The sequence below is a fragment of the Roseateles sp. GW821-FHT03B02 genome (assembly GCF_059421025.1).
On sequence record NZ_JBWKUV010000002.1, the window covers coordinates 532372 to 557465 of the forward strand.

The following is a 25094-nucleotide window of genomic DNA, read 5'->3' on the forward strand; positions in this document are numbered from 1 at the left end:
CATGGCCTCGGTTTCCGCCCGCGGCGGCCGCCGGCGCCGCACGATGAACGAGATCAACATGGTCCCGTTCATCGACGTGATGCTGGTGCTGCTCATCATCTTCATGGTCAGCGCACCGCTGATCACCACCGGCCTCGTGGACCTGCCCAGCGTGGGCAAGAGCCGCCAGCAGCCCGAGCACGTCATCCAGGTCATCGTCGGCACCGACGAGAAGCTCAAGATCAAGATCGACCAGCTGGAGCCCGAGTCCATCCCGATGAACCGGCTGGCCGAGCGCGTCAAGAAGGGCCAGGGCAAGGACGCCACCAGTCCCGTCGTCATCTCGGCCGACAAGAACGTCAAGTACGAGGCCGTCGTGCAGGTCATGGACACGCTGCAGCGAGCCGGCGTCCAGCGCGTGGGCCTGGCCGTGAAGAGCGGCGCGTCCTCCAACTGATGACCGCCGCCACGCTGCGTCCGCCAGAAGCCGCCGGCATGGGCCGCGGCCTGACGCTGGCGCTGATCGCCCACGGCCTGCTGATCCTGGCGCTGAGCTACGGCCTGCACTGGCGCAGCGACACGTCGGCCGCCTTCGAGGCCGAGCTGTGGTCCGCCGTGCCCCAGGTGGCCGCGCCGCGCGAAGAGGCCCCGCCGGAGCCCGAACCCGAAGCCCCCAAGCCGGACCTGAAGGCCGCGCAACAACGCGCGGCGGAAGAAGCCGCGGAGCAGCGCGAGGCCGAGATCGCCATCGCCAAGGCCAGGAAGCTCAAGGAAGAGAAGGCGCGCGAGCAGGCCGCCAAGCTCGAACGCGAGAAGGTCGCCAAGGAAAAAGAGGCCAAGGAAGCCAAGGAGAAGGCGGCGAAGGAAAAGGCCGCCAAGGAAGAGCAGGAGCAGCGCAAGAAGGACAAGGCGGCCAAGGACGCGAAAGAGGCCAAGGAAGCCAAGGACGCCGACGCCCGCCGCGAGGCGCTGCGCCAGGAGAACCTGCGCCGTATCCAGGGCATGGCCGGCGGCACGCCGGGCTCCACCGGCGCGGCGGCTCAGAACTCCGCGCCGTCGGCAGGCTATGCCGGCCGCATCAAGGGCAAGATCCGCCCGCTCATCATCTACGCGGACGACGGTGCCGCCAACCCGACCGCCGAGGTGCAGGTGACGCTCGGACCGGACGGCCGCATCCTGGGCACCAAGGTGCTCAAGGCCAGCGTTGACGGCGACTGGGACCGCGCCGTGCTGCGTGCCATCGAAAAGGCCGAGACCCTGCCGCGCGACGTCGACGGCCGCGTGCCGCCGGTGCTGATCCTTACTTTCCGCCCACGCGAATGAAGCGGTCGGCTGACCAGCGGCCGGAGCCCAACAAGGCGATGACCAGGGCCAGCACGCCCCACAGTGTGTGCTGCGCCTCGGCGGCCGGCGTGAAGTCATCGGCCATCAGCGACAGCGCCGCCATCAGGTTGACGACGAACAGGCCCGAGCCCGCAAAGCGCCCGGCCAGGCCCAGCACCAGCAGCACCGGCAGCGCCAGCTCGCCCGCCGTGCCCATGTAGGCGGCCAGCGTGGGCGGCAGCAGCGGCACCTGGTATATGTCGTTGAACAAGGCCAACGTGGAAGACCAGTCGCGCAGCTTGGTCAGACCCGACATGAAGAAGATCCTGGCCACATACAGCCGCGCCGCCAGCAGCGCCAGCGACTGCAGATGGCTGACCAGCGTGTCCAGCGGCGCCGGCAGTCGGGTCGGCTGCAGGCCGGGGTCGGTGAAGGCGCGCAGCGCGGTGTTGATCAGAGCTTTCATGGTGTCGTGGTGAGGTTCGGTGGTGTGACCCTGACCCCTTGAAGCCAGGCGTTGCGCAGCGCGGCTTGCAGCCACGCGCCGAAGTCGAAGTCGGCTGCCGGGCCGGAACCTTTCACTGCCGGTCCCTCCAGCGCGTCGGCAAGATTCACACCGTCCAAGACCGCGCGCACGAAGGCGGCCTCGCCGGCCGGCAACGCCTGCGACTCGCCCCGCCAGCCTTGGCGCCAGACGAGCACCGGCCCGTCACGCTGGGCCAGCAGCGCGACGCCCGGGCGCAGCGCCAGCCACAGCTGTTCGGGCGGCTTGGAGCCCAGCAGGGCGAGCGAGCCGGCGTCCAGTTCGGCATCGGCCGCACGCTCGGCGCGGTGCAATGCCCAGTCGAGCCGGGCCAGATCGGGCAGCCCGGAGTGCTCGCCAGCACGCTCGATCAGGAAGCCTGCGAGCGCTCCGCCCCATTGGCCCAGGTCCCCGCGCTCGGGCGGGTGGTGGCGCCAGAAGGTCCAGGCCAGCGCAGCGAACTCGTCCTCGCCGAGTTCGCTGCGCAGCCGCGCGAAAGGCACGGTCAGCGCCTGGGCCGACAGGGCCCGGAGATTGTTGCGGTAGGCCGCCAGGCCGCGCTCACTGCCGCGCAGGGATGGCGGTGCGTCATCACGCCCGAGCAGCGCGTCGACAAAGGCCTGTTGATCGGCCTTCATGGCTGCAAGGCCTTCGCCCGCCCGGCCTCGGCCAGCAGCACGTCCAGTCCGGGCACGGCGGTGTCCCACTCGATCAGTGTGGGCGTGGGGCCGAAGCGCCGGATCGCATGCGCATAAACCTGCCAGACCTCGTCGCGCACGCGGCTGCCGTGATCGTCGATGACGAGCCCGTCAGCCAGTTCGCAATGACCGGCGAGGTGAATCTCGCCGACGCTGCCCGGGCGGATCGCGTCGACCCAGCGCATGGCCTGCGCCGCGGCGGCGTCCGGCGCCAGGCCTTCGTTGCGGGCGTTGACGAACAGATTGTTGGCGTCCAGCAGCAGGCCGCAGCCGCTGCGGCGCGTGAGTTCGTTGAAGAACTCGGGCTCGGCCAGCGTATCGCCGGCCCAGCCGACGTAGGCGCTGATGTTCTCCACCAGCATGGGGCGGCTCAGGCGCTGCTGCACCTGTTCGACATGCCTCACCATCAGCGCCAGCGATTCGTCGTTGAAGGGGATGGGCAGCAGGTCGCCGGCATGCAGGCCCGAGGCGACGCGGGCGAAGCAGGCGTGGTCGGACACCCACCGCGGCTGCACCCGCTGCACCAGCCGCGCCAGGCGCTCCAGGTGCCAGTCGTCCAGCCCCGCGGCCGAGCCCAGGCCTAGGCCGACACCGTGCAGGCTCAGCGGGTAGGTCTCGCGGCCGGCATCAAGTACGGCCAGCGTGAGCCCACCGTCGGCAAAGAAATTCTCGGAATGGACCTCGAGGAAGCCCAGCGCGGGGCGCTCGGCCAGCAAGGCCTCATAGTGAGGCTGGCGCCAGCCTATGCCCACGCAGGGGTCGGCCGGCGCCATGGGAGTCGTGGTCAAGCGGTCACTTCTTGGCGGGGGCCTTGGTCGAGCCGCCTTCCTTTTCGCAGGTGCCCTTGGCGACGTACTTCCATTCGTCGGCGCCCTTGTCCACCTTGGACTGGCCGGCGCAGGAATGGCTGCCGCTGGCGTTGGCGCAGTCGTTCTGGCCGGCCTTGGCGATGCCGTAACACTTTTCCTTGCCGGAGTCGGCGGCTTGGGCCTGGGCGACGAGACCGAGGGACAGGGCGGCAGCGAGGGCCGAGGACACGAGGGCTTGGGTCTTCATGGACAGTTCTCCGAAGGGTTGGGGGGATGGAAGGCGGCCGATCATCCGGCGGCGAGAACGAAGTCGCAAGACACCTGCCAGTCCTTACACTGCCGTCGCCATGAGTGCCAACACCGCATCAGCGGACTACTGCCGCCAGATCGAAACCCTGCGCCCCGCTTTGCTGAAATACGCGCGGCTGCAACTGCGCAACCCGGCCTGGGCCGAGGACGCGGTGTCCGACACCCTGCTCGCCGCGCTGGAAAAGCCCCAGGCCTTCGCGGGCCAGAGCCAGCTCAAGACCTGGCTCATCGGCATCCTCAAGCACAAGCTCGTCGACCAGATTCGCAAGAACAGCCGCGAGCTCTCGACGACGGCGTCGAGCGACGACACCGAGGACCTGGACGAGTTGCTGTTCGCCAGCGACGGCCACTGGCGAGAGACCCAGCACGACTGGGGCAACCCGGAGGATGCGCTGCGCCAGATGGACTTCATGAAGGTGCTGGAGGCCTGCGTCGAGAAGCTGCCCGGCCAGCAGGGGCGGCTCTTCATGATGCGCGAGTGGCTGGAGCTGGAGTCGGACGAGATCTGTAAGGAGCTGGCCATCACGCCGACGAACCTGTGGGTCATGCTGCACCGGGCCCGGCTCAGGCTCAGGGACTGCCTGCAGGCCGGCTGGTTCAACGCAGCGCCCGCTGGAGGAGCTTCTTGATCAAGCCCATGATCACCTGCCGCGAGGCCACGCAGCTCGTGCTGCAGGCCGAGGACCGGACGCTGCCGCTGGCCGAGAGGCTCGCCATGCGACTGCACCACCGCATCTGCGGCAACTGCCGCCGCTTTGCCCGCCAGGTGGAGCTGATGCGCCAGGCCAGCGCGCGCTGGCGCCGCTACACCGAGGAATGATCAGGCCACGGGGGCGCCTTCGTCGGGTTCAGCCGACGCCATGGCTTCGTCACCGGACAGTGCGATCGCGATCGCCAGCCTGATCGCATCGATCTGCGCCGCCAGCCCCATGCTCGGCACCGCGGTCCCGGCCCGTGCGGCCTGCTCGGGCAGGGCCGGCACATGTATGAAGCCGCTGCGCAGCCCCCAGCCGGCGAGGCGGTGCTGCAGCTCGAAGAAGACCTGGTTGCAGACAAAGGCCCCGGCCGACAGCGACAGCCCCGCCGGGTGTCCCGCCGCACGCAGCCCGTTGCGGATGGCCTTGACCGGCAGCGTCGAGAAATAGGCCGCCGCAGCGTCGGCGCGCACCGGCACGTCCCGCGGGCGCTCGCCGGCGTTGTCGGGGATGCGCGCATCGATCAGGTTAATGGCCACGCGCTCGATGGAGATCTCGCTGCGGCCGCTGGCCAGGCCCAGGCTGATGACGAGCTCGGGCGCGAGCGTGGCCAGGGCCTCGGCCAGTGCCGCGGGCGCGCCGCCGAAGCTGGTGGGCAGGCAGCGGGCATGCACGGTCGCGTCGGCGATGACCTGCCCCTGCAGCGCACGCGCCACTTCCCAGGACGGATTGATCGCGTCGCCGCCGAAGGGCTCGAAACCGGTGAGCAGGATGTTCATGCCCGGCATTCTCTCGAACCCGGCGCCCGCAGCGCGGCCGGTGGGGCGCTGCCCCACCGGCACCGTGTTTTTCCAGGGCAGGCGGGCCGCGGCGCCCCTCCATAATCGGCGGCACTCCCTCAGCGCCAGCCCATGACCGACCCGTCCCAGCCCCTCCCCTGGCCTCACGGCGATGCCGACTCCCCCGCCGCCGCCCCGGGTGTCGTGGCCTCGGGCTTCCTCTGGCCCACCCCGCCCTATGCCGCTTACCCCCAGCCTCAGGTGCAGCGTGCGCCCGAGGCGTGCGAAATCCTCGGCCTGAACAACAGCCGCAGCACCGGGCAGCTGCTGCAGCTGGACGCCAGCGACCGTCTCGTCCAGATCAACGTACCGCCGGCGCGCAACAGCATGCCGCTGAAGTTCAGCCAGTTCCGCGCCATCAAGCTGCTGGGCCCGGTGTCGGTGCCGGCGCGTGATGCCAGCGATCTGAACTCGCCGCTCAGCGTGGACCAGCGCCCGCGTACCGACTTCCGCATCGTCTTCAACGGCGGCGACGAGCTCAAGGGCGTGACCATCGGCCACCACCACGACAACCTGGGCCTTTTCCTGTTCCCGCCGCTGTCCGAAAGCGACGACTCCGTGCGCCGCGTCTTCGTGCCTCGCGAGGTGCTGACGCATTTCGAGATCGGCGAGCGCATCGGCGAGATGTTGCTGAAGGAGGAGCTGGTCACGCCCGAGCAGCTGAACGCCGCGGCCATCGAGCAGACCGGCCTGCGCCAGCGCCGCGTGGGCGACATCCTCGTCGACCAGCAGATCGTCACGGCCGAACAGCTGCTGAAGGCCATCGAGCAGCAGGCCAAGATGCCCATGGTGCGCATCGGCGAGGCGCTGCTGGCCCTGGATCTCGTCACGCCCGCCCAGTTGGAACAGGCCCTCGTGCAGCAGCGCGACGACCGCTCCGTGCCGCTGGGCGAGCTGCTGGTGCGCAAGAACGTTATCAGCCGGGCCCAGCTGCAGTCGGCGCTGGCGCGCAAGATGGGCTATCCCGTCGTCGACGTCGAGAACTTCGCCATCGAGCCCGACGCCGTGCGCAAGCTGCCCCACGCCGTGGCCAAGCGCCTGGAGGTGCTGCCGCTGGTGCTGCGCGATGGCCGCCTCATCGTCGCGATGGAAGACCCGACCCGGCGCGACGCGCTGGACGAAGTCGAGTTCATCACCCAGCTCAAGGTCGTGCCGACGCTGACCAAGCTGGGAACGCTGCAGTTCGCGATTCCCGCGGCCTTCGACCGCTACGGCGCCGAGGCCCTGCCGCGCGGCCACGCCGACCCCCTGCCCGATTTCCAGCCCGATTTCTCACTGGAAAGCTCGAACAAGCTCATCGAGAGTCTGGAGCGCGACAGCAGCGAACGCAGCACCAAGGAGGAAGAGCCTGCCATCGAGCAGAGCGACAACTCCCTGGTTCGCCTCATCAACACGATGATCATCGAGGCCCACAGCCAGGGCGTGTCCGACATCCACATCGAGACCTACCCCGGCCGCGAGAAGCTCAAGATCCGCTTCCGCCGCGACGGCGTGCTGCAGCCGTATCTGGAGCTGCCGCACACCTACCGCAACGCCATGATCGCCCGCGTCAAGATCATGTGCGACCTCGACATCTCCGAGCGCCGCAAGCCGCAGGACGGCAAGATCAACTTTGCCCGCTTCTCGGCTCAGCACAGGCTGGAGCTGCGCGTCGCCACCATCCCGACCAACAACGGGCTGGAAGACGTCGTCATGCGCCTGCTGGCCGGCAGCAAGCCCATGCCGCTGGACCGCATCGGCCTGACGCCTGCCAACCTCGAAGCCCTGAAGGCCGCCGTCGCCCGCCCCTACGGTATGGTGCTCTGCGTCGGCCCCACCGGCTCGGGCAAGACGACGACGCTGCACTCCGCGCTCAGCCACATCAACACGCCCGAGCGCAAGATCTGGACTGCCGAGGACCCGGTCGAAATCACCCAGGCCGGGCTGCGCCAGGTCCAGGTGAATCCGAAGATCGACTGGACCTTCGCCAAGGCGCTGCGCGCCTTCCTGCGCGCCGACCCGGACGTCATCATGGTGGGCGAGATCCGCGATCAGGAGACCGCCGAGATCGCCGTCGAGGCCTCGCTGACCGGCCATCTGGTGCTGTCGACGCTGCACACCAACAGCGCGCCCGAGACCATCACGCGGCTGCTGGACATGGGCATGGACCCGTTCAACTTCGCCGACTCGCTGCTGGCCGTGCTGGCCCAGCGCCTGGTGCGCCGCGCCTGCCCGGCCTGCCAGACCAGCGAGCCGCTGAGCGAAGCCGAACTGGGCGAGCTGCTGGATGACTATCTGCACGTTTTCCCCGCCGAGGCGCGCCCCTCCAGGCTCACTCTGATGGCGGACTGGATCAAGAATCACGGCCGCCAGGGCCGGCTGATGAAGTTCACCAGCCCCGGCTGCGGGGCCTGCGGCCACAGCGGCTACAAGGGCCGCGCCGGCCTGCATGAGCTGCTCGCCGTCTCCAAGGACATCCGCCGCATGATCCAGACCGGTGCCCGTGCCGAGGAACTTCAGCAGGCCGCGCTGGCCGAGGGCATGCGCACGCTGCGCCAGGACGGCATCCTGAAGGTCCTGCAAGGGGTGACCACCATCGCCGAAGTCCACGCGACAAGCAATACATGACAGACGCCTCCGAGACCGCTGCCGCCCCCCGCCCCAAGCTCCGACTGGGCGACGTCCTGGTCGAGCAGCAGCTGATCTCGGCTGATCAGCTCACCCAGGCGCTGGAGCTGCAGCGCGCCACCGGCAAGAAGCTGGGCCGCATCCTCATCGAGGCCAACCTCATCACCGAGGAGGCGCTGGCCCATGTGCTGGCGCGCCAGCTGCGAGCGCCGTTCGTCAACCTCAAGACCTTCCCGCTGAAGACCGAGCTGGTGCGTTTGCTGCCCGAGACACCGGCGCGGCGCTTCCGCGCGCTGGTGCTGGAGGAGCGCGGCGACACTCTGCTCGTCGCCATGGCCGACCCGCTGGACCTGTTCGGCTTCGACGAGCTGGCCAAGATCCTCAAGCGCCGCCTGGCCATGGCCGTCGTCGCCGACAGCCAGCTGCCGGCCGTCTTCGACAAGCACTACCGCCGCAGCGACGAGATCTCCGGCCTGGCCAAGGCGCTGGAGAAGGACATCGGCGACGCGGTGGACTTCGGTACGTTGCAGGCCAGCGTGGGCCAGGAGGGGGCGCCCGTCGTGCGCCTGCTGCAGTCGGTGTTCGAGGACGCCACGCGCGCCGGCGCCTCCGACGTGCACATCGAGCCCCAGGAGGGCGAGCTGCTGATCCGCAACCGTGTCGACGGCATCCTGCAGACGCTGACCCAGGCCGATAAGCGCATCGCCCCGGCTCTGGCCCAGCGCCTGAAGCTGATGGCCGGCCTCGACATCTCCGAGAAGCGCCTGCCCCAGGACGGCCGCTTCACGCTGCGGTTGAGCGACCGCACGCTGGACGTGCGCCTGTCCACCATGCCCAGCCAGTACGGCGAGTCGGTCGTGATGCGTCTGCTGGGCCAGGGCTCGGCGCTGCGCCGGCTGGACCAGATCGGCATGCCCGAGGACATGCTCAAGCGCTTCCGCGAGCTGCTGGGGCGCGACTCCGGCATGATCCTCGTGACCGGCCCGACCGGCTCCGGCAAGACCTCGACGCTGTACGCCGCGCTGGCCGAGCTGGACGCCGAGAAGCTCAAGGTCATCACGGCCGAGGACCCGATCGAGTACCGCCTGCCCGGCCTGACGCAGGTGCAGGTCAACGAGAAGATCGAGCTCAGCTTCGCCAAGGTGCTGCGCGCCGCGCTGCGCCAGGACCCGGATGTCATCCTCGTCGGCGAAATGCGGGATGCCGAGACCGCCGAGATCGGCCTGCGCGCCGCCATCACCGGCCACCTGCTGCTCTCCACGCTGCACACCAAGGACACCGTCTCCACGCCCTTCCGCCTGTTGGACATGGGCGCCCCGCCCTTCATGGTGGCCACCTCGCTGCAGGCCGTGCTGGCCCAGCGGCTGCTGCGCGGCGTCTGCAAGCACTGCGCCGAGCCTCACCTGGCCACGCCGCAGGAACAGGCCTGGGTCAACGAGGTGCTGAGCCTGAACGGCGAGCCGCTCGGCCCGGTGCAGAGCGTCAGGGGCCGCGGCTGCGCCGAGTGCAACGGCATCGGCACCCAGGGCCGGCGCGGCATTTACGAGATGCTGGAGATCGACCCCGACATGGCCCTGGCCATCCAGAAGAGCGATGCTGGCGCCTTCCTGGCCGCGGCGCGCCGCTCGCTCAAGGGCAAGACCCTGGCCGACCGCAGCCTGGCCCTGGTGCGCGAGGGCAAGACCTCGCTGGCCGAGGCGGTGCGCATCAGCGTGGACGCTGAATGAGCACGCGGCGCCGGGCGCCGGCCCGCCCCAGGCCGGCCCTTGTCCCTTCGGGGGATCGGGTGAAGTCCTTGTCGGGTGAGGGGCTGACATGAACTATGCGTTCAAGGGGCGCAACGGCCGCGGCGAGCTGGTCGAGGGCATCGTCGATGCCGTCAGCAGCGATGCCGTCGCCGCCCAGCTGATGGCCGGCGGCGTCGTGCCGGTCAGCATCGAGGCCACAGCGGAGGCGGCGAGCGCGGCAGGTGGCGGCAACTGGCTGGAGGCGCTGCTCGCCAAGCCGATCACGCAGGAAGACGCCCTCGTCCTGACGCGCCAGCTCTATACGCTGCAGAAGGCCGGCGTGCCCATCCTGCGCGCGCTGGCCGGCCTGGAGGCCTCGACCGCCCATCCCGGCATCGTCAGCCTGCTGCAGGACGTGCATGCCAGCCTCGACCAGGGCCGCGAGCTGGCGACGGCCTTCGCCCGCCACCCCGGTGTCTTCAGCGCCTTTTATGTCGCGATGACACGCGTGGGCGAGCTGACCGGCAAGCTGACCGAGGTCTTCCAGCGACTGGCCCAACACCTGGAGTTCGAACTCGACATCCGCGCCCGCATCAAGCAGGCGCTGCGCTACCCCCTCATGGTCATCATCGCGATGGGCGTCGCGCTGGTCGTCATCAACCTCTTCGTGCTGCCCAAGTTCGCCGAGGTCTTCGCCCATTTCAAGACCGAGCTGCCGCTGATGACGCGCATCCTGCTGGGCTTCTCGGGCTGGACGGTGCGGTGGTGGCCCATGGTGCTGGCAGCCGGCGTCGGCATCGGGCTGGCCTGGCGCAACTGGATCGCGACGCCGGGCGGCCGCTACGCCTGGGATCGCTTCAAGCTCAGGCTGCCCGTCGCTGGCAACATCGTGCTGAAGGCCACGCTGGCCCGCTTCGCGCGCAGCTTCGCCCTGGCCAGCAGCTCGGGCGTGCCCATCAGCCAGGCCATGACGGTGGTGGCCCAGACCGTGGACAACGCCTACATCGGCGCGCGCATCGAGCAGATGCGCGACGGCGTCGAGCGCGGCGAGAGCATCTCGCGCTGCGCGACGGCCACCGGCGTCTTCACGCCCATCGTGCTGCAAATGATTGCGGTCGGCGAGGAAACCGGCGAGCTCGACACCCTGATGACCGAGATCGCGCAGATGTACGAGCGCGAGACCGACTACGCCATCAAGGGCCTGTCTGCGGCCATCGAGCCCATCCTGCTGGCCATCATCGGCGCGCTGGTGCTGGTGCTGGCCCTGGGCGTCTTCCTGCCGCTGTGGAATCTGGGACAGGCCGCCATGGGCCGCTGAGGCCCTTTCGTGTGACGCATGCAACGGTTTGCAGGACGACGTCCGCGCGCCGCGAAAGTCGTGCGCTTTTCACTTTCCGCTGCCGGCACGGTGTTCGATAGTCCCGCCACTCCCCGGACCACAGCGCACTGCGCAGGAAGGCATCATGAACAAGTCTCGGCAAGCCGGCTTCACCCTGATCGAACTGGTGATGGTCATCGTCATCCTGGGCGTGCTGGCCGCGGTCGCCCTGCCCAAGTTCGTCTCCGTCGACGCCGACGCCAAGCAGGCAGCCCTGAACGGCATCGCCGGCGCGCTCAGCTCGGCCTCGGCCATCAACTACGCCAGCCGCAAGGCCAACTCGGGCAAGGGCAACGCCGTGGCCAACTGCCAGGACGTCGCGACTTCGCTGCAAGGCGGTCTGCCGGCCGGCGCGTCGCCTGCTTATGCCATCACGGCCGCGGCCATCACGCCGGTGGACACCACCAAGACCGACTGCGTCGTCACCGGCAACGGCCTGACGGCCAACTTCACGGCCACCAGCATCAACTGATGACCGCGCCACGCGCTGCGCGTGGCTTCACGCTGATCGAGCTGGTCCTCGTCATCGTGATCACAGCCGCCCTGGCGGTGTTCGCCCTTCCCAAGGTGGTGGACACGACGCTGTGGCGGCTGCGCACTTTTGGCGACGAGCTGCAGGCGCGCCACCAAGCCATGCTGCGCCTGGCCCTGCAGCAGCGCCGGCCCATCGTGGCGACCATCACCGGCACCGGCGTCAGCTGGGCCTACGGCAGCGGTGCCGTCATCGACACGCTGCCCTGCCCTGCGACCGAAAGCCCCTGCATCGCCGAGGGCGGCAGCCGCACGGTCACCTTCAACAGTGCCAACAGCGGTGCGACAAGCACCGGCACCGGTGCGGCCCTCACGGCCACCGTCGCCTATGGCAGCTACAGCCAGGCCTACCGCATCGAGGCGGATACCGGGCTGATTTACCCGACTCCTTGAGGATTCGACGATGCCTCGCTCGGCTAGCATCACCCGCATGCCGGCCCTGCACCGCGGGCGGCGCGAGCGCGGCCTGACCCTGATCGAACTGCTGCTCTTCGTCGTCGTCGTCGGCATCGCCCTGGCGGCGATGCTGAAAGTGTTCGTCACGGCGACGACCGCCAGCACCGACCCGATGATCCGCCGCCAGCAGCTCGCCATCGCCGAATCGCTGTTGCGCGAGGTCGAGCTGATGCCCTTCACCTGGTGCGACCCGACCGATGCCAAGGTCGAAACCGCCGCCAGCGTGGCCGACTGCAGCCTCGCTGAGGCCAGCGGCCCCGAGGCCGGTCAGACCCGCTACGGGCCGGGCAGCTTCTTCAACAACGTCAACGACTACGCCGGCTTCTCGATGACCGGCATCCGCGACGTGACGAACGCGGCCGTCGCCGGCCTCGGCGGCTACAGCGCCTCGGTGGCCGTGGCCGGCGCCGCGCTGGACAACGTCACCGCAGGCGAGGCGCTCAGGATCACCGTCACGGTCACCGCACCGGACAACAGCACCGTCAGCCTGCAGGGCTGGCGCACCCGCTATGCCCCCAATGCGGCAGACTGAGCGCGGCTTCACGCTGATCGAAGCCGTGATGGCCATCGCCATCACGGGCGTCGTCATCACGGTCGTGTCCGTCTTCATCGTCCCGGCGACGACGGCCTACTTCGCCAGCAGCGCCCGCGCCCAGCTCGGTGACCAGGCCGACACCGCGTTGCGCCGCATCGCCCGCGACCTGAGCCTGGCCCTGCCCAACAGCGTCCGCGTTTCGAGCAGCAGCCAGAGCGTCGAGCTCATCCCGGTCAGCGGTGCCGCGCGCTATGCCACGGAGTCGGGCAACCCGCTGCAGTTCGGGGTCGCGGATTCGAGCTTCGACATCGTCGGGCCGCCGCTCAAGCTCAGCCATGCAGGCCAGCAGCTGGCCTGGTACAACCTTGGCGCCGGCATCCCGGATGCCGATGCCTACACGCTGAGCAATGTGCGCACGGCCAGCAGCGGAGCCGGCAATGCGAGCAGCGTCGGCATCACGGGCGCCTTCCTGCCCAACGCCCTGCAGGCCCCGCCCTACCGCGTCTACGCCATCGAGCCCCCGGTCAGCTACCGCTGCGACACGACGGCCAGGACGCTGACGCGCTACAGCGGCTACGGTTTCAACGCCAACCAGCCCGACCCGCCCTCCGGCGGCAACAGCGCCGTGCTGGCACGCGACGTGTCGGCCTGCGCCTTCAGCTTCAACGCCGGCGCCGTCGCAGCCCGCTACGCTCTCGTCACGCTGCAGATCTCGCTGAGCCGCAACGGCGAGACGGTCAACCTCTACCACGCGGTCCACGTGGACAACCTGCCATGAACCGCAGCACGGGCGCGCAGCGCGGCTTCACGATGATGTCCATGCTCTTCATCCTGGTGGCGCTGGCGGCCATGGGCATCGCGCTGGCCTCGCTGACCCAGCGCCAGCAGCTGGGCTCGGCCGGCGAACTGGCCGCTGCCAAGGCCCATCAGGCCGCACTGGCTGGGCTGGAATGGGGCAGCTATCAGGTCCTGCCGGGCGCTGCCAAGCCGGCCTGCTTCGGCACTAAAAGCTTTCAGCTGCCCGATCAGCTGGGCGACTTCACCGTGACTGTCAGCTGCGTGCGTACGCCTTCGAGCGGCACGGTCAGCGACGGTGCCACGGCGCTGGCCTTCTATGAACTGGTTGCCACCGCCTGCAACATTCCGGCCGCGGGGGGCTGCCCCAATCCGGCAACCGCCGAGCCCGCCTACGCCGAGCGCCAGCTCAGCCGGAGCCTTGTCAAATGAAGCGACTGTGCCTGGCCCTGGCCGGCCTGCTGATGGGCTTGTGGGCAGGCTTCGCCCAGGCCGCGTCCAGCTACACCTTCCGCAGCGACAGCTACGCCTGGGAGACGGCAGCCAATAGCATCAGCTGGGACGGCGGCGGCTGCACCGGCTTCGTCGGCGACGACGACAGGGCGACGATCAATTTCACCGGCGGCTTCAGGTTCAGTTTTGCCGGCACCAACTACACCTCGGTGCGCGTGCTGACCAACGGCGGCCTGCAGTTCGGCGCCGACACCGGCTTCTACCGCGCCTTCAGCAACACGGCACTGCCCGCCGCAGGCACGGGCACCTACAAGGGCTGCCAGGGAGCGGCGACGACCAACGTCATCCTGGCCTACTGGACCGACCTGAACCCCAGCCAGGCCGGCAGCGGCGGCGTCACCTGGGAGCAGAAGGGCACCGCGCCCAACCGCTACGTCGTCGTGTCCTGGAACGGCGTCTATCAGTACAGGACCAGCACCCCCTACACCTTCCAGGTCATCCTGTACGAGAACGGCGAGTTCAAGTTCCAGTACGCCAACGCCAACACGACCGGCTCCAACGCCACCATCGGCGTGCAGGTCGACAGCAACGACTTCACGCAGTACTCCTACAACAGCGGCTACAACGCCAACGGCAGCGCCATCCGGTGGTTCGTGCCCAACGGCACGCCGACGCGCAAGGCCGAGTACCGCTTCGACGAGTACAGCTACAGCGGCCGCGTCGGCGAGGTCGTCGACAGCAGCGGCAACAGCAACAACGGCGTGCGCGTCGGCACGGCCACGACGGTGGCCGGCGGCTATGTCTGCCGCGGCCTCGGCATCACGGCGGACACGACCAGCACCAGCGTCGCCGTCGACACCCTGCTCGACATCAACTCCGCCATCGGCGACAAGGGTGCCGTCACCTTCTGGTATGCCGCCAACACGGCCTGGAACAACTCGGCCGCCACGTTGCTGGATGCCACCACCGCCACCGGCCGGCCCTTCTTCCTGGTGCGCCAGGCCGACGGCTCGCTGCGCGCCACCATCGCCGACAGCAACGGCACGGTGCTCAGCGCCGTCACCAGCGCGCAGAGCGTCGCCGCCGGCGCCTGGAAGCACGTCGCCATCAGCTGGCGCCTGGCCGTCGGCGCCGGCCAGAGCAGCCTGCGCATCTACATCAACGGCCTGCAGGCCAGCGCCACCAGCGGCACCACGACGGGCAGCCTGGACAACAGCATCGGCACCCTCTTCGTCGGCGACAACCGCGGCACGGCCGCACCGGCGAACAGCAGCCTCAACTCGGCCAATGGCACCATCGACGAGCTGCGGGTCTACAACTACGACATCAGCGCCGTCGAGCTGACGGCCGACATGTCGCCGGCCCACAGCTGCCCGGCGCCCCTGGACCACGTCGAGGCCGCGCCCGTCGCCGCCACCGGCAGCACCTGCGCCCCCGTCAGCATCACGGTGCGCGCCTGCAGCGATGCGGCCTGCAACACCGTCATGACCGGCTACACCGGCACCGTCAACCTCAGCACCTCCAGCGGCCGCGGCGACTGGACGCTCGGATCGGGCCCGACGCCGCTGGGCGTCCTCACGCCGGGAGCGGCCGGCAGCGGCAACGCGAGCTACCGCTTCGTCGCCACCGACCTCGGGGTCGCCAGGCTGCAGCTCTCGCACAGCCTGGCCCAGTCTGTCAGCATCACGGCGGTGGACAGCGCCGCGCCCGGGACCTCGACCACCTCGACCCGCGTCCAGTTCAACAACAACGCCTTTGTCTGGGCTGAAGACCTCGCCGGCAAGATCGCCGGCACCAACGTCGCCGTCGCCGGGCGGGCGCACGACCTGCAGGTGTCCCTGGTCAAGAAAGACCCGAGCACCGGCAGCTGCGGCGTGGCCGCCGATTTCGCGGGCACCCGCAACCTCAAGCTCTGGCGCACCGACAGCGGCGGCTCCTGGGCCGCGCCCAGCATCGTCAGCCCGGCGCTGACCGTGCCCGCCGCCCGGCCCGCCAGCAACAACATCGCCCTCGTCTTCACGGCCGGCGTCGCCGCGTTCAACCTGGGCACCACCGACATCGGCAAGTACACCCTCAATCTCGACGACGACTCCCTCTCCTATGCCACCACGACGATCAGCGGCAGCATCGGCGACCTCGTCGTGCGCCCCTTCACCGTCGTCGTCAGTGGCCTGATCCTGTCGGGCACCGGCAACCCCGGTGGCAGTGCGCCGACCGACGCCGTGTTCGGCAAGGCCGGCGCGCCCTTCTCGGCCACGATCGCGGCCTACCGCTGGGCCAGCGGCGCCGATGCTGACGGCGACGGCGTGCCCGACCCCTCGGCCACGCTGGCCCAGGTCACCGCCGGCGGCCTGGCCGCGAGCTTCGACAGCAGCGTCAACCTGACACCCCTGGCGGCCTCTCAGACGCCCACGGCCGCGAACGGCGGCATCCTCGGCAGCCTCGGCAACAACGTCATCAGCGGCTTTTCGGGCGGCACCGTCACGGTCGCCAATCTGGCCTACAGCGAGGTGGGCAGCTTCCAGCTCAACACCAGCGCCGTCGTGGGGAGCTTCCTGTCCAGCGGCATCGCGCTCGACGCGACCGTCTTCAACGCCAGCGGGCTGCAGCAGAACCGCATCGGCCGCTTCATCCCGGCCGGTTTCGTCGCCAGCGGCTTCGGCACGACCCACCGCAGCGGCCTGAGCTGCTCGCCGGCCTCGACCTTCACCTACCTAGACGAGAACTTCGTCCTCGGCTTCACGCTGACCGCCCAGAACGCGGCCGGCGCCACGACGAAGAACTACATAGACACCTTTGCCATGCTCGCCCTCGGCACGCCGGGCGGCTTCAACCTGGCGGGCATTGCCGGGCCGACGATGTTCAAGGCTGGCGGCCGGCTCATCACCTCGGCCAGCAGCGGCAACTGGGCCACGGGCGCCAGCGGCAACGGCGGCACGGCCGCCGTCACGCTGACCGCCAGGGTCGCGCGCGGCGCAAGCGCGGACGGCCCCTTCGACACGGCCCAGTTCGGCATCGCGCCACTGGACCCCGACGGCGTGGGCATGCTCACCCTCGATCTCGACACCGACTACCCCGCCAACGTTGCCGACAGCGCACGGCTGGGGCAAATCCCCCTGCGGTATGGTCGGCTGCGCCTCCAAAATGGCATGAGCGCAGCCAATCGCGCCCTCGCCCTGCCGCTCGCGGCCCAGTATTGGGACGCCAGCACCAACACCTTCAAGACCAACGACTTGGATTCCTGCACCCGCGTGACCGCAGCCAACCTGAGCTTCGGCAACTTCCGCAAGACGCTCACCGCGGCCGACGCGGTCATGAGCCCCAATGCCGTCACCGTCAATCCGGCGGGCAACACCTTCATCACGCTGGCGGCGCCGGGCAGCGGCCGCCTGGGCAGCTTGGACGTCGCAATCGCCCTTGGCGCCGGCGCCAGCCCGGCCGACCAGTCCTGCCTGAAAACGGCCAGCGCCTGGACGGCCACGACGGCTGCCTCGACGGGCGCCAACCTGGCCTCCCTGCGCGGCGCCTGGTGCGGCGCAGCCGCCACCAGCGACCCGAGCGCCCGCGCCACCTGGGGCCTGTACCGGGGCAGCGACGGTGTTGTGTACCAGCGGGAGAACTATTGATGCGCTGGCCCTGGACTCCCAGCCGCAGCGGCCACCGCCTGCTGCTGCGCCGCGCCGGTGGTGGCCATGCCTTCGTGCTGACCGACGGCGCACCGGGCGACGCGCCCGCCCGCCTGCTGCGCTGGGGTCTGCTGCCCGAGGCAAGACCCGTCCCCGCGGGCGAGGCCATCGCGCTGCTCGACCCGGCGGACTACCAGATCCTCAAGGTCGACACGCCCAACGTGCCGCAGGAGGAGCTCAAGGCGGCGGCACGCTGGCAGATCAAGGAGATGGTGGACGGCGACGTCGACGAGCTGACGCTGGACGTCATGCATGTCGGCGGCGACGTGGACCGCCCGCAGCGCCAGCTCTTCGTCGTCGCCGCGCGCAACAGCGCCATCCGGGCGCTGACCGACGCAGCCACCGCGGTCACCGATCAGGTCAGCGTGGTCGACGTCTGGGAAACCGCCTTGCGCAACCTGCTCGCCCGCCAGGCCCGTGCCGACGACCTTGCCACCCGCGCCTGTGCGGCCGTCCTCGTCGACGAGGGCCAGTGTCTCCTCGTCGTCTGTGCCGGCGACGAGCTCTTCTACACCCGCCGCATCGAGGCCGACCCCGGCCTGCTGGCGCGCGCGCGCGGCGAGCAGCCCGGGGCCAGCGTGGCCGAACTGCCGCTGGGCTTCGAGTACCAGCCCGGCGGCGCCTTCGACGCCGGGGCCACGCAGGAGTCGCCCCTGGTGGTGGAGCTGCAGCGCTCCATCGACGTCTGGGAGCGCAGCTGGCCCGAGCTGCCGCTGGCGCGGCTCTACGTCATCACGGCCGAGCATGGCCCCGAGGTCGCCGCGCTGATCCAGCGCGAACTCGGCCAGCGCACCGTAGCCCTGGACCCGCTGGCCGCCTTCGCTGCCGAACGGCCGTCGCCCGAGGGCGGCCTCGCCCCGGCGCTGGCCGCCTGCATCCCCCTGCTGGGCGCTGCCCTGCGCACCGAGACCAGGCAGCTCTGACCATGCGGCCCACATGTTCACTCCGTTCACGGCCCCCCAGGGGGGCGCCAGCGCCTTTCGGGCGGCCGGGCAGGCGCTGATGCCGCAACAGATCAATCTCCTCACCCCCATCCTGCTGGCTCCCAGGCGCTACTTCTCGGCGCTGACGCTGCTGCAGGCCACCGGGCTGCTGGTGGCCGTCGGCGCCGCGGTCGGGCTGTGGATGCAGCAGCACGATCGCCAGGCCGAGCTCGACCACCAGGCGCTGATGGCGCAATACGCCACGCAGCGCCAGCAGCTCATGGTGGCCCGCGCCAGCCTGCCGGCACCGCAGGACGCCGGTGCGCTGCAGCAGCAGCTGCTGCCGATGGCGGCCGGCAACGCCGAGCGCCGCAGCCTGCTCGCCACGCTGGGCCAGGAAGGCGGCAGCCGGGCTGGCCAGCGCCATTCCGATCTGCTCGCGCTGATCGCGCGCAGCCTGCCCGATACCGCTTGGCTCAGCGAGCTGCGCTACGCACCCGGCCGCGTCGAGCTGGTGGGCGGCACGCTGGACACGGCCGTGCTGCGGCCCTGGCTGGGGCGCCTGGCAGCGCACCCCCTGCTGGCGGGCCAGGAGCTGTCGGCCCTGCGCGTGGAGCGCCTGGGTGCGCCCGGCGCCGAGACCGGCAGCAGCGCGATGCCTGAGCGCAGTGGCCCGCTCGCCCGAAGCCAGCTTCCGGTCTGGACCTTCCGCGTCGTCAGCGCACCGGCAATGCCGGCCAGCGCCGCCTCGGGAGGCTCGCGATGAAGGCGCAGACCTTGATCGACCGCGCCCTGCTGCGCCGACGCTTCGCGCCGCTGCTGGCCGTCTGGGAGCGCCAGGCCCGGCGCATCGACGCGCTCAGCCTGCGCGAGCGGGCAGTCCTCTTTCTGTGCATCGTCGCCGTGCTCGCCGCCCTGTTCGACACCGCGGTGCTCTCGCCGCTGTCCGCGCGCGCCCGGCAGCGCAGCGATCAGCGCAACCAGCAGGCCGCCGAACTGGCCCAGTTGCGGGAGCAGTTCGTGGCGGCCAGCCAGAACGGCAGCGACCCGGCCAACCAGCTGCGCAGCCAGCTCGACGCCGCGCGCAACGAACGCGCCCAGCTGGACGACGCGCTGCGCAAGGCCGGCTCGGTCGCCGAGGGCGAGGGCCTGCCCGTCGTGCTGCAGCGCCTGCTGGTCCAGCAGCCGGGCCTGGTGCTGGAGCGGCTGCGGCTGCTGGACGATGCCCCCGCCGCCGGCCCGCAGCTGCCTGCCCTCGCCGGCATCAGCTGGCAGGGCGTGGAGCTGCAGGTGCAGGGCAGCTATGCCGACGCCCAGCGCTATCTGCAGGCCCTGGAGCGCGAACTGCCCGGCCTGCGCTGGGGCGAGATGCGCCTGAGCGCCAGCGGTGGCAGCGAGCCGCCGCGGCTGCGGGCCCAGCTCTTCCTGTTGAAGGTGCAACCATGAAGGCCCTGCTGGCGCTGCTGCTGATCACCGCGCTGCCGGTTCGCGCGGACGAACCCGCCCGTGACCCGACCACCTGGCCCGCGGCCCTGCGCTCGTCCCTCGCGGTGGCGCCGACCGCCTCCGCGGCCTCAGGCGCCGACGCCGGCGACGCCGCCATCCGCCAGGTCGTCTTTGCCGACGGGCGTGCCTACGTCGTGCAGCGCGGCCGGCGCTACGGCATCGGCGAGCAGCTCGACGGCGCGCGCATCGAGCGCATCACCGAACAGGCTGTCTGGCTGCGCGAAGCCGGCCAGGTCCGCCGCGAGCCGCTGTACGGCGGCGTCGAGAAGCGCCCGCCCCTTGCCGCGGCCGCACCGGCCCAGGCGGCGTCAGGCCCCAAGAAATCCAAGGAGAAGCCATGAAGGCCCCCGCCCCCCGTCTGTTGCTGCTGAGCGCCGCCGTGCTGCTGGCGGGCTGCGCGGACAAACCGCTGCGCGTTGCCCAGCCCAGCCAGTCGCTGCGCGAGGAGCTGCAGGCCCAGCGCGCCGCGCCGCCCGCGCCGGCTGCATCGGCCGCAGCCGCGGTGCCAGGTGCCCAGGCGCAGCCCGTGCCAGCTCTGGCGCCAGCACTGCCGCCAGAGCCGCGCTTCGATCTCATCGTCAATGGCGCACCGGCCCGCGACGTTTTCCTGTCCCTGGTCAGCGACACGCGCTACAGCATGCTCGTGCACCCGGCCGTGGCGGGCCAGCTGTCGGTCACGCTCAAGAGCGTCACGCTGCGCGAGTCGCTGGACGCCATCCGTGAGGTCTACGGCTTCGACTACGCCATCGAAGGCCGTCGCATCACCGTCTTCCCGCCGACGCTGCAGACCCGCGTCTTCACGATCAACGCGCTGGCCCATCAGCGCAGCGGCCGCAGCGAGGTGCGTGTCAGCTCAGGTGCGGCGCCGGCCAGCAGCCAGGGCGGCGCCGCGGGTGCGGCCGGCTCGGCCAGCGGCGGCAGCACCACCACCGTTCAGCAGCAGGAGAGCAGCCAGCTCAGCACCAAGGTGTCGGCCGACTTCTGGAGCGAGACCAGCACGGCGCTGAAGGCCCTGGTCGGCAGCGGCGAAGGCCGCACCGTCATCTCCAGCCCGCAGACCGGCACCGTGGCCGTGCGCGCCATGCCCGAGGAGCTGCGCCACGTGGAGGCCTGGCTGAAGGCGACGCGCATCGCCGTCGAGCGCCAGGTCATGCTGGAGGCCAAGATCGTCGAGGTCGAGCTGCGCGAGGGCTACCAGAGCGGCATCGACTGGTCGCGCGTCGGCGACCGCGGTGCCATCGGCCAGACCAGCGTCAACCCGTCCATCCCGAGCGGGGTCAGCACCATCATCAACCCGCTGGTCAGCAACACGCGCGGCCTGCCGGTGCTGTCCTCCGGCACGCAGAGCCCGGCCTGGTCAGACCTCATTCCCCTGCCCTCGGCCGGCGGCGGTGCGCTGGGCCTGGCGCTGTCGCGCGGCGGCTTCCAGGCGCTGCTGAGCTTCATCGAGAGCCATGGAGACACGCAGATCCTGTCCAGCCCGCGCATCGCCACGCTGAACAACCAGAAGGCCGTTCTCAAGGTCGGCACCGACGACTACTTCATCACCGGCATCAGCGGCAGCAACAGCAACAACGCGACCAGCACGACGGGCTCGACGGGCACGACCAACCAGATCCCGACGTTGACGCTGACGCCCTTCTTCAGCGGCGTTGCGCTCGACGTGACACCGCAGATCGATGCGGCCGACATGATCACGCTGCACATCCATCCCTCGGTGTCCAGCGTCACCGAGAAGGTCAAGCAGGTTGACCTGGGCTCCATCGGCAATTTCCGCCTGCCGCTGGCCAGCGCCAGCGTCAACGAGAGCGACACCGTCGTGCGCATCCCCGACGGCCAGATCGTCGCCATCGGCGGCCTGATGCAGATGGAGGCCTCGCGCCGCGGCTCCGGCGTGCCCGGTGCCGACAGCAACCCGCTGACATCCATGCTGTTCGGCAACCGCGCCAACAGCGGCCGCAAGCGCGAGCTCGTCGTGCTGATCAAGCCCAGCATCATCCGCAGCGCGGAGGACTGGGAGCAGCACAACCGGCTCGTCAGCGAATCGCTGCAGGACACCGAGAGCCGCGCCCACCGGGTGATCCGGCTCGACGGAACGGCGGCGGCGCCCTCGAAGTGAGCTGAATCAGCCCTGCACCTGCAGGGCGGGCCCGCCCGCGGGCAACACCCGGCCGACGACGGCCGCCGCCTCAAAGCCGTGGCGGGCGAAGGTCGCCAGCACGGCATCCACGGCGCCCGGCTCGCAGGAGACGAGCAGCCCGCCGCTGGTCTGCGGATCGGTTAGCAGGGCGCGGTCTTCCGCGGCGAAGCCGGCCGGCAGCTGCACATCCTGCCCATAGCCCGCCCAGTTGCGGCCCGAGGCGCCGGTGACGAAACCGCGCTGGGCCAGCTCGCGCACACCCGGCAGCAGCGGCACGGCCCGCCAGTCGATGGCCACCGTGCAGCCGGCGCCGCGGGCCAGCTCCAGCGCATGACCGGCGAGGCCGAAGCCGGTCACGTCGGTCAGCGCATGCACGCCGTCCAGCGCGGCGAGGTCGGGGCCTGGCGTGTTTAGCCGCGTCGTCGTGTCGATCATGCGGGCGTACCCCTCGGCGCCGAGCTGCTCCTTCTTCAGCGCCGCACTCATGACGCCCACGCCCAGCGGCTTGCCGAGCACCAGCATGTCGCCCGCGCGGGCATCGGCGTTGCGCTTGACCCGCCTGGGGTGGACGAGGCCCAGCGCGACGAGGCCGTAGATGGCTTCGACCGAGTCGATGGTGTGGCCGCCGGCGATGGGAATGCCAGCCGCACGGCAGACCGAGGCGCCGCCCTCCAGCACGCGGGCAATGGTCTGCGTGGACAGCACGTTGATGGGCATGCCGACGAGGGCCAGCGCCAGGATGGGCCGTCCGCCCATCGCGTAGACGTCGCTGATGGCGTTCGTCGCGGCGATGCGGCCGAAGTCGAAGGGATCGTCGACGATGGGCATGAAGAAGTCCGTCGTCGCGATCAGCGCCTGCTCGTCGTTGAGCTGGTAGACGGCCGCGTCGTCCGCGGTCTCGATGCCGACCAGCAGTTCCTTCGGGATCGGCATCGCCGTCGTGCCCTTCAGGATCTCGGCCAGCACGCCCGGCGCGATCTTGCAGCCGCAGCCGCCGCCATGGGAGAGCGAGGTGAGGCGGGGCTCGGCGGACGGGACGGGGCAGGCGGGTGCGTTCATGGCGGTGAGAGCAGAGCGGCGACGAGGCGATGGAGGGTGGCCCGCTCGGCCTCCGGCGCGAACAGGCGTGCGCGCGGGGCGAGCTGGGAATTCAGCCGGGCAAGCATATCGGCATCGTCCCGGGCGCGCGCGAGCAGGGTTGCCAGCCCGGCGTCGTCGCCAGGCTCGAACACGCCCTCGTAGCCCTCGCCCAGCAGACCGAGGTTGCCGTCGATGCGCGAGGCCAGCACCGGCGTGCCGCTGCGGATGGCCTCGATGACGACATGCGCGCCGCCTTCCATGCGGCTGGCATGCACCAGCACGTGCGCGGCCTGGATGCGCCGCCGCGCCTGCGCATGCGGCAGGCCGCCCAGCCAGCGGAAATTTGCCTGGGCCGCGGCCAGCGCCGCAGCCTCCTCGCCCAGCGCCGGATCGAGCGCGGCGCCGATGTGATCGAGCCGGATGTCGGCCCGCCCGGCCAGCCGGCGCGCGGCGCGCCAGTAGGTGCGGGGGTCCTTCTCGTCCCGCAGATGGCCCACCATCAGCGCACGCAGGTGCCGGGTCGCGTGCGGCAGCGCCTGGCGGGCCGGGCAGGACTGCAGCACGACATGCGCCCTGGCCTGCAGGGCCTCGGGCAACTGCCTTGCGCCAAGCTCGTTCAGCACGACGAGGGCATCCGCCAGCGACAGCGAGCGCTGGGCAACGGGGTCGGCCGCGATGTCGCGGTAGAGGTCGGTCCCCGTCAGCACGAGCACCAGCGGCCGGCCAGGGTGCGCGGCCCGCCACGCGTCGACCGACAGGGCCGAGCGGCGCGCGTGCAGGGCGATCAGCAGATCGGCGTCACTACCCTGCCAATGCTGCTCCAGCCTGACGCGGTAAGCTGGCCGCAGCAGCTGTGCCCAGCGATGGGCCGTCTGCCAGTTGCCGTTGTTGGCCTGGGCCAGGGCCGGCGTCACGATGACCAGGGACTGTCGATGCACGATGCAAGCCTAACGCCCGCGGCGGCCGCCGCCCGCCAGGGTGGACCCGCGGCGCTGGCCGAGGCGCTCGCCGCCAGCCGCGCCGACACGCTGGCCACCTTTGCCGCCTACGAGCGCGCCCTGCCCGGCCTGGCCGTGCCGCTGCGCGCCGAGATCAACCCGCCGCTGTGGGAGCTGGGCCACATCGGCTGGTTCCAGGAGTTCTGGATTGCGCGCAACCCGCAGCGCGACCGGGGCGCGCAGGCCGACGCCGATGCGCCGCGCGCCGCGCCGCTGCGGGCCGGGGCCGACGCCCTCTACAACTCCAGCCGAGTCGCCCACGACAGCCGCTGGCAGCTGCCCCTGCCCGACGCCGCAGCCACGCGCGACGACCTCGACCGCCAGCTGGCGCAGACGCTGGCGCTGCTAGGGACCGCTGGCGACGCCGATGACGCCCTCTATTTCTTCCGCCTGGCCCTGCTGCACGAGGACATGCACCACGAGGCCGCGCTCTACATGGCCCGCGGCCTGGGCGTGCCCATCACCGACTCGCGCTGGCACCCGCGGCCGCTGCCGGCGCCGCGCCGGCCGCTGCACTTCGACGCCGGCCCCTGGCGTCTTGGCAGTAGCGCCGGCGCGGGCTTTGCCTTCGACAACGAGCTGCCTGGCCGGGACGAGCAGTTGCCGGCCTTCAGCATCGACGCCCAGGTGGTGCGCTGGGCCGAGTACCTGCCCTTCGTCGAGGCCGGCGGCGCCGGCACGCCGCGCCACCTGCGCCGCGAGGGCCGCGAATGGCAGGCCTTGTGGAACGGTGCCTGGCGAGCGCTGGACCTCGATCTCGCCGCCTGCCACCTGAGCCTCCATGAAGCCCAGGCCTGGTGCCGCTGGGCCGGTCGGCGTCTGCCGACCGAGGCCGAATGGGAGCGCGCGGCCTGCACGCGGTCTGAGGCCTTCCGCTGGGGCGACGTCTGGGAATGGACGGCCAGCCCCTTCGCCCCTTTTCCCGGATTCGAGGCTCATCCTTATCGGGACTATTCGGCGCCCTGGTTCGACGGCCGCCCCGTGCTGCGCGGCGCCTCGCACTGCACCCAGCCGCGCATGCGCCATCCGCGCTACCGCAATTTCTTCCCGGCCGGGCGCAGCGACGTGCCGGCGGGCTTTCGCAGTTGCGCCGGCTAGAGTCCG

General features: G+C 70.6%; 26 protein-coding genes. 19 read left to right on the forward strand and 7 right to left on the reverse strand.

Annotated features, from left to right (window positions below; genetic code table 11):
• Position 1 precedes the first annotated feature (1 nt).
• A complete protein-coding gene (tolR, locus tag AC07VX_RS08835) occupies positions 2-436 on the forward strand; it encodes a protein TolR (RefSeq protein WP_493164331.1) in 435 nt (144 codons plus the stop codon).
• A complete protein-coding gene (tolA, locus tag AC07VX_RS08840; RefSeq protein WP_493164332.1) occupies positions 436-1302 on the forward strand; it encodes a cell envelope integrity protein TolA in 867 nt (288 codons plus the stop codon). The genes tolR and tolA overlap by 1 nt, the downstream gene beginning before the upstream one ends.
• On the opposite strand, the gene AC07VX_RS08845 is transcribed toward tolA, so the two are convergent.
• The 4 genes from AC07VX_RS08845 to AC07VX_RS08860 are packed head-to-tail and all read right to left on the reverse strand — an operon-like array spanning position 1280 to position 3579.
• Positions 1280-1768, reverse strand: a complete 489-nt coding sequence (locus AC07VX_RS08845) for a DoxX family protein (RefSeq protein ID WP_493164333.1) — start codon at positions 1766-1768, stop codon at positions 1280-1282. The two genes, tolA and AC07VX_RS08845, sit on opposite strands and share 23 nt — an antisense overlap.
• Positions 1765-2463 carry an HvfC/BufC family peptide modification chaperone gene (locus AC07VX_RS08850; protein WP_493164334.1) on the reverse strand — a complete coding sequence of 233 codons (699 nt, stop codon included), beginning with the start codon at positions 2461-2463 and terminating at the stop codon, positions 1765-1767. The genes AC07VX_RS08845 and AC07VX_RS08850 overlap by 4 nt, the downstream gene beginning before the upstream one ends.
• Complete coding sequence (gene bufB / locus AC07VX_RS08855) at positions 2460-3311, reverse strand: MNIO family bufferin maturase (RefSeq protein WP_493164335.1); 852 nt, start codon at positions 3309-3311, stop codon at positions 2460-2462. The genes AC07VX_RS08850 and bufB overlap by 4 nt, the downstream gene beginning before the upstream one ends.
• Before the next feature lie 4 nt (positions 3312-3315).
• Positions 3316-3579 (reverse strand): BufA1 family periplasmic bufferin-type metallophore, encoded by a 264-nt coding sequence (locus AC07VX_RS08860; RefSeq protein ID WP_493164336.1) that lies wholly within the window; start codon positions 3577-3579, stop codon positions 3316-3318.
• A gap of 100 nt (positions 3580-3679) precedes the next feature.
• On the opposite strand from AC07VX_RS08860, the gene AC07VX_RS08865 reads away from it, so the two are divergent.
• Both AC07VX_RS08865 and AC07VX_RS08870 read left to right on the forward strand, forming a co-directional pair.
• Positions 3680-4270 (forward strand): sigma-70 family RNA polymerase sigma factor, encoded by a 591-nt coding sequence (locus AC07VX_RS08865; protein ID WP_493164337.1) that lies wholly within the window; start codon positions 3680-3682, stop codon positions 4268-4270.
• Complete coding sequence (locus AC07VX_RS08870) at positions 4267-4461, forward strand: anti-sigma factor family protein (RefSeq protein ID WP_493164338.1); 195 nt, start codon at positions 4267-4269, stop codon at positions 4459-4461. The genes AC07VX_RS08865 and AC07VX_RS08870 overlap by 4 nt, the downstream gene beginning before the upstream one ends.
• On the opposite strand, the gene pcp is transcribed toward AC07VX_RS08870, so the two are convergent.
• The gene (pcp, locus tag AC07VX_RS08875; protein WP_493164339.1) at positions 4462-5115 is read right to left on the reverse strand and encodes a pyroglutamyl-peptidase I; all 654 of its coding nucleotides are present in this window, start codon (positions 5113-5115) and stop codon (positions 4462-4464) included. It lies immediately after the preceding gene.
• 132 nt (positions 5116-5247) lie between these two features.
• Between pcp and AC07VX_RS08880 the strand changes: the two genes are divergently transcribed.
• From AC07VX_RS08880 to AC07VX_RS08945, 14 genes are all read left to right on the forward strand, one after another.
• Entirely contained in the window at positions 5248-7782 is a 2535-nt protein-coding gene (locus AC07VX_RS08880; protein WP_493164340.1) for a GspE/PulE family protein, read from the forward strand.
• Positions 7779-9509 carry a GspE/PulE family protein gene (locus AC07VX_RS08885; protein ID WP_493164341.1) on the forward strand — a complete coding sequence of 577 codons (1731 nt, stop codon included), beginning with the start codon at positions 7779-7781 and terminating at the stop codon, positions 9507-9509. The genes AC07VX_RS08880 and AC07VX_RS08885 overlap by 4 nt, the downstream gene beginning before the upstream one ends.
• Positions 9510-9597: 88 nt before the next feature.
• On the forward strand, positions 9598-10827 hold the full coding sequence (locus AC07VX_RS08890; RefSeq protein ID WP_493164342.1) for a type II secretion system F family protein: 1230 nt from the start codon (positions 9598-9600) through the stop codon (positions 10825-10827).
• A gap of 145 nt (positions 10828-10972) precedes the next feature.
• Positions 10973-11359, forward strand: a complete 387-nt coding sequence (locus tag AC07VX_RS08895; RefSeq protein ID WP_493164343.1) for a type II secretion system protein — start codon at positions 10973-10975, stop codon at positions 11357-11359.
• Positions 11359-11811: a prepilin-type N-terminal cleavage/methylation domain-containing protein gene (locus tag AC07VX_RS08900; RefSeq protein WP_493164344.1), complete on the forward strand. Its 453-nt coding sequence runs from the start codon at positions 11359-11361 to the stop codon at positions 11809-11811. Before AC07VX_RS08895 ends, AC07VX_RS08900 begins: the two co-directional genes overlap by 1 nt.
• Before the next feature lie 10 nt (positions 11812-11821).
• Entirely contained in the window at positions 11822-12406 is a 585-nt protein-coding gene (locus AC07VX_RS08905) for a prepilin-type N-terminal cleavage/methylation domain-containing protein (RefSeq protein ID WP_493164345.1), read from the forward strand.
• Positions 12393-13187, forward strand: coding sequence for a prepilin-type N-terminal cleavage/methylation domain-containing protein (locus tag AC07VX_RS08910; RefSeq protein ID WP_493164346.1), 795 nt, complete (start codon positions 12393-12395; stop codon positions 13185-13187). The genes AC07VX_RS08905 and AC07VX_RS08910 overlap by 14 nt, the downstream gene beginning before the upstream one ends.
• A complete protein-coding gene (locus AC07VX_RS08915; protein WP_493164347.1) occupies positions 13184-13636 on the forward strand; it encodes a pilus assembly FimT family protein in 453 nt (150 codons plus the stop codon). Before AC07VX_RS08910 ends, AC07VX_RS08915 begins: the two co-directional genes overlap by 4 nt.
• Positions 13633-17283 (forward strand): DUF8613 domain-containing protein, encoded by a 3651-nt coding sequence (locus AC07VX_RS08920; protein WP_493164348.1) that lies wholly within the window; start codon positions 13633-13635, stop codon positions 17281-17283. Before AC07VX_RS08915 ends, AC07VX_RS08920 begins: the two co-directional genes overlap by 4 nt.
• Positions 17283-18266 carry a hypothetical protein gene (locus AC07VX_RS08925; protein ID WP_493164349.1) on the forward strand — a complete coding sequence of 328 codons (984 nt, stop codon included), beginning with the start codon at positions 17283-17285 and terminating at the stop codon, positions 18264-18266. The genes AC07VX_RS08920 and AC07VX_RS08925 overlap by 1 nt, the downstream gene beginning before the upstream one ends.
• 13 nt (positions 18267-18279) lie before the next feature.
• The gene (locus tag AC07VX_RS08930) at positions 18280-19032 is read left to right on the forward strand and encodes a PilN domain-containing protein (RefSeq protein ID WP_493164350.1); all 753 of its coding nucleotides are present in this window, start codon (positions 18280-18282) and stop codon (positions 19030-19032) included.
• Positions 19029-19712, forward strand: a complete 684-nt coding sequence (locus AC07VX_RS08935; RefSeq protein ID WP_493164351.1) for a hypothetical protein — start codon at positions 19029-19031, stop codon at positions 19710-19712. The genes AC07VX_RS08930 and AC07VX_RS08935 overlap by 4 nt, the downstream gene beginning before the upstream one ends.
• Positions 19709-20113 carry a hypothetical protein gene (locus tag AC07VX_RS08940; RefSeq protein WP_493164352.1) on the forward strand — a complete coding sequence of 135 codons (405 nt, stop codon included), beginning with the start codon at positions 19709-19711 and terminating at the stop codon, positions 20111-20113. The genes AC07VX_RS08935 and AC07VX_RS08940 overlap by 4 nt, the downstream gene beginning before the upstream one ends.
• On the forward strand, positions 20110-21891 hold the full coding sequence (locus AC07VX_RS08945) for a secretin GspD/PilQ domain-containing protein (RefSeq protein WP_493164353.1): 1782 nt from the start codon (positions 20110-20112) through the stop codon (positions 21889-21891). The genes AC07VX_RS08940 and AC07VX_RS08945 overlap by 4 nt, the downstream gene beginning before the upstream one ends.
• Positions 21892-21897: 6 nt before the next feature.
• On the opposite strand, the gene selD is transcribed toward AC07VX_RS08945, so the two are convergent.
• A complete protein-coding gene (gene selD / locus AC07VX_RS08950; protein WP_493164354.1) occupies positions 21898-22971 on the reverse strand; it encodes a selenide, water dikinase SelD in 1074 nt (357 codons plus the stop codon).
• Positions 22968-23930, reverse strand: a complete 963-nt coding sequence (gene senB, locus AC07VX_RS08955; RefSeq protein WP_493164355.1) for a selenoneine biosynthesis selenosugar synthase SenB — start codon at positions 23928-23930, stop codon at positions 22968-22970. Before senB ends, selD begins: the two co-directional genes overlap by 4 nt.
• Here senB and senA point away from each other — a divergent pair.
• Positions 23925-25088: a selenoneine synthase SenA gene (senA, locus tag AC07VX_RS08960; protein ID WP_493164356.1), complete on the forward strand. Its 1164-nt coding sequence runs from the start codon at positions 23925-23927 to the stop codon at positions 25086-25088. The genes senB and senA overlap by 6 nt on opposite strands.
• Positions 25089-25094: the final 6 nt, after the last annotated feature.